Genomic DNA, 3,780 nt, shown 5'->3' with positions numbered 1-3,780 from the left:
CCCTCCGCGCTGACGCGGAGGGCCTTCTCTCAACGTACCCCCGACCGGATTCGAACCGGCGCTACCGCCTTGAGAGGGCGGCGTGCTAGGCCGCTACACAACGGGGGCAAATCAATGATCCTAGGGACCAGCTGGGCTACCAGGACTCGAACCTAGACTAAATGAACCAGAATCACTCGTGCTGCCAATTACACCATAGCCCATGGTGGTTTAGACCAGTACCCCCGACCGGATTCGAACCGGCGCTACCGCCTTGAGAGGGCGGCGTGCTAGGCCGCTACACAACGGGGGCCCTAGCGATCCTGCGTCGTAAGCATCGGGAGCGACCCAGATACGTACACGGGAAGGATCTGTACCCCCGACCGGATTCGAACCGGCGCTACTGCCTTGAGAGGGCAGCGTGCTAGGCCGCTACACAACGGGGGCTTTGCAGATGAGCTCTGCGAGCTGGCCTACCAGGACTCGAACCTAGACTAACTGAACCAGAATCAGTCGTGCTGCCAATTACACCATAGGCCACCGGAGCGCAACCCCGTTACGGGGGCTTGCTCGGCTTGCGCCGTCCTGCCGGGCCTTTCGGCCCTCTCGGGCGGCGCAGGAAGAACATTACCCGAAGGTGGACGGCGCTCCAAAACGGGTATCGCCCGCCAACAGGCCGGGAAGCTGGTCGAGACCGGTGATCCGGATCAGCTCGGGCCGGCCGCCCCGGCCGGTCCGGTCCAGCCAGATCCCCCGCAGCCCCGCCTCGACGGCCCCGCGGGCGTCGATATCGGGTTCATCGCCCACGTAGACCACCTCGCCGGGGCGGAGTCCGACGGCCGCGCAGGCGGTGTGGAACGCCTCGGCGGCGGGTTTGGAGACCCCCAGTTCGGCGGCGCAGACCACGGCCTCGAACCGGTCCCGTACCCCGAGGGTCCGCAGCTTGTGCTCCTGGACCTCGGCGGAGGAGTTGGAGAGCACCGCGTGCCGGTAGCCGCTCAGCCGGTCGAGGGCGGGCACGGTGTCGGGGAAGAGGGACCAGGCGGCCTCGTAGTGGACGATGTACCGGCCGAACCAGGCGTCGGCCTCGGCGTCCGTCATCCCGGCCCGTCCGGTGAAGGTACGGACCCGGTCCCGGCGCTGCCCCTGGAAGTCCGTCTCGCCCGCCGAGAAGCGCGCCCAGTGCCGGACGGTGATCCGCTGCCAACGGCCGAGGGCCCGCTCGGCGGAGTCGTCCCCGCCGAGCAGGCCCTCGGTCAGCAGATGTGCGCGCATTCCGGCGAGATCGGCGCCCCGGTAATCGAAGATGGTGTCGTCGACGTCCCAGATGATCGCGCGTGGTCTCATGCCCGCAGCCTATGCGTCCTACCCGGCGGACTCCCGGGCCAGCCTGGCGAGGGCGGCGTCGATCCGGGCCAGGGTGCGCTCGGCGCCCAGGATCTGGAGCGACTCGAAGAGCGGCAGGCCGACGGTACGGCCGGTGACGGCGACCCGGACCGGGGCCTGCGCCTTGCCCAGCTTGAGGCCGTGCGCCTCACCGGCGGCCAGTACGGCCTCCTTGAGCGCCTCGGGGCTCTCCCAGTCGGCCGCCGCCAGCTTCTCCCGCGCGGTGACCAGCAGCTCGGCCGCGCCCGGCTTCATCGCCTTGGTCCAGGACGGCTCGTCCTCGACGGGCTCCGCGCGGAACAGGAAGTCCACATTGGCGGTGATGTCGGAGAGCACGGTGAGCCGGGTCTGGGCGTAGGGGGCGATGGCCTCCCAGGCCGTACGGTCGAACCGCTCCGGCTCCCAGTTCGCGAAGGGCGCGGTCAGCCACGGCTCGCAGGCGGCGGTGAAGGCGGCCACGTCCAGCCGGCGGATGTGGTCGGCGTTGATCGCCTCGGCCTTCTTGAGGTCGAAGCGGGCCGGGTTGGCGTTGACGTCCGCGATGTCGAACCGCTCCACCAGCTCGGCGACCGAGAACACGTCCTGGTCGGCGGAGAAGGACCAGCCGAGCAGCGACAGATAGTTCAGCAGGCCCTCGGGGAGGAAGCCGCGCTCGCGGTAGAGGTTGAGGGAGGACTGCGGGTCGCGCTTGGAGAGCTTCTTGTTCCCCTCGCCCATGACGTACGGCAGATGCCCGAAGGCCGGGATCTCCTTGGCCACACCCAGGTCGATCAGGGCCTGGTAGAGCGCGATCTGCCGCGGGGTGGAGGAGAGCAGATCCTCGCCGCGCAGTACGTGGGTGATCTCCATCAGGGCGTCGTCGACCGGGTTGACCAGGGTGTACAGCGGTGCGCCGTTGGCCCGGACGATGCCGTAGTCGGGCACGTTCTCCGGGGTGAAGGTCAGCTCGCCGCGGACCAGGTCGGTGAAGGTGATCGGCTCGTCGGGCATCCGGAACCGGACGATGGCGGCCCGGCCCTCGGCCTCGTACGCGGCCCGCTGCTCGTCGGTGAGGTCGCGGCACTGGCCGTCGTAGCCGGAGGGACGGCCCGCGGCCCTGGCTGCCTCGCGGCGGGCGTCCAGCTCCTCGGTCGTGCAGTAGCAGCGGTAGGCCCGCCCGGCGGCCAGCAGCCGGTCGGCGATCTCCGCGTAGATCCCCATCCGCTCCGACTGGCGGTACGGCGCGTGGGGGCCGCCGACCTCGGGGCCCTCGTCCCAGTCGAGCCCGAGCCAGCGCAGCGAGTCGAGCAGCTGGCGGTACGACTCCTCGGAGTCCCGGGCCGCGTCGGTGTCCTCGATGCGGAAGACCATGGTGCCGCCGTTGTGACGGGCGAAGGCCCAGTTGAAGAGGGCGGTGCGGACCAGGCCCACATGCGGGTTGCCGGTCGGCGAGGGACAGAAACGTACGCGGACGTTCGGGTTAGCCACGCTTGATCACCTTGTTGGCGAGAGTGCCGATGCCTTGGATGGTGACGGCGACCTCGTCGCCGACATTGAGCGGTCCGACTCCGGCCGGGGTGCCCGTGAGGATGACGTCGCCGGGCAGCAGGGTCATGGCCTCGGAGACATTGACGACCAGGTCCTCGATCGAATGGATCATGTCGCGGGTGGAGCCCAGCTGGCGCTGCTCCCCGTTGACGGTGCACTGGATGGTGAGATCACCGGCGGCGGCCGGGTCGAGACCGGTCTCCACCCAGGGGCCGAGGGGGCAGGCGCCGTCGAAGCCCTTGGCCCGGGCCCACTGCTTCTCCCGGCGCTGGACGTCACGCGCGGTGATGTCGTTGGCGCAGGTGAAGCCGAGGACGACCTCGGCGACCCGGTCGCGGGGGACGTCCCGGCACATCCGGCCGATCACCACGGCCAGCTCGGCCTCGTAGTGCACCTCGTTCGAGAAAGCGGGGTAGCCGATCGGGTCGCCGGGGCCGATCACCGAGGTGGAGGGCTTGAAGAAGGCGAAGGGCTCGGCGGCGGGCTCGTTGCCCAGCTCCGCCGCGTGCTCGGCGTAGTTCCGGCCGAAGGCCACCACCTTGCTCGGGAGCACCGGCGGCAGCAGCCGCACCTTGTCGAGCGGGACCTTGGTCCCGGACAGTTCGAAGTCCGCGAACGGCACGCCCTTGATGATGTCGAGGACGAGTTCGTCAGGGGCCTCGCCCTCGACCGCGCCGAAGGCCACATGGCCGTCGATGGAGAATCTGGCGATGCGCACGGGTTGCCGCTGCCCCTCTGTCGCTGGTGACACTGCTGGAATCGGATCTGTAAAGGCTAACGCGGCGGGGTCTCCCCGGTGGCGCCGCCGGACCCGCCGGCTACCGGATGCGGCTGCGCGCACTGCTGGAGAACGAGGCGCTGGGGCTGCGGCTGCTCGGCGGGGACGAC

3 protein-coding genes and 5 tRNA genes are annotated in these 3,780 nt (G+C 69.7%); all 8 read right to left on the bottom strand.

Annotated features, from left to right (window positions below; genetic code table 11):
- Positions 1–35: 35 nt before the first annotated feature.
- Positions 36–108: transfer RNA gene (locus AB0G74_RS34225), tRNA-Glu, on the bottom strand.
- 23 nt (positions 109–131) lie between these two features.
- Positions 132–203 (bottom strand) — tRNA-Gln (locus AB0G74_RS34220).
- Positions 204–219: 16 nt separating this feature from the next.
- Positions 220–292: transfer RNA gene (locus AB0G74_RS34215), tRNA-Glu, on the bottom strand.
- Positions 293–353: 61 nt separating this feature from the next.
- A tRNA-Glu gene (locus AB0G74_RS34210) sits at positions 354–426 on the bottom strand.
- Between the two features lie 21 nt (positions 427–447).
- Positions 448–519: transfer RNA gene (locus AB0G74_RS34205), tRNA-Gln, on the bottom strand.
- 87 nt (positions 520–606) lie between these two features.
- Positions 607–1,326, bottom strand: a complete 720-nt coding sequence (locus AB0G74_RS34200) for an HAD family hydrolase (protein WP_361154598.1) — start codon at positions 1,324–1,326, stop codon at positions 607–609.
- Positions 1,327–1,344: 18 nt separating this feature from the next.
- Complete coding sequence (gene gltX, locus AB0G74_RS34195) at positions 1,345–2,832, bottom strand: glutamate--tRNA ligase (protein WP_361154595.1); 1,488 nt, start codon at positions 2,830–2,832, stop codon at positions 1,345–1,347.
- Positions 2,825–3,610: a fumarylacetoacetate hydrolase family protein gene (locus tag AB0G74_RS34190; RefSeq protein ID WP_361154592.1), complete on the bottom strand. Its 786-nt coding sequence runs from the start codon at positions 3,608–3,610 to the stop codon at positions 2,825–2,827. Before AB0G74_RS34190 ends, gltX begins: the two co-directional genes overlap by 8 nt.
- Positions 3,611–3,780: the final 170 nt, after the last annotated feature.

This window comes from Streptomyces sp. NPDC020875, from assembly GCF_040641415.1.
In the GTDB taxonomy this organism is placed as follows: Bacteria; Actinomycetota; Actinomycetes; order Streptomycetales; family Streptomycetaceae; genus Streptomyces.
The sequence above is the reverse complement of the archived record's forward strand: the minus strand, read 5'-3'. Positions and strand labels throughout refer to the sequence as shown.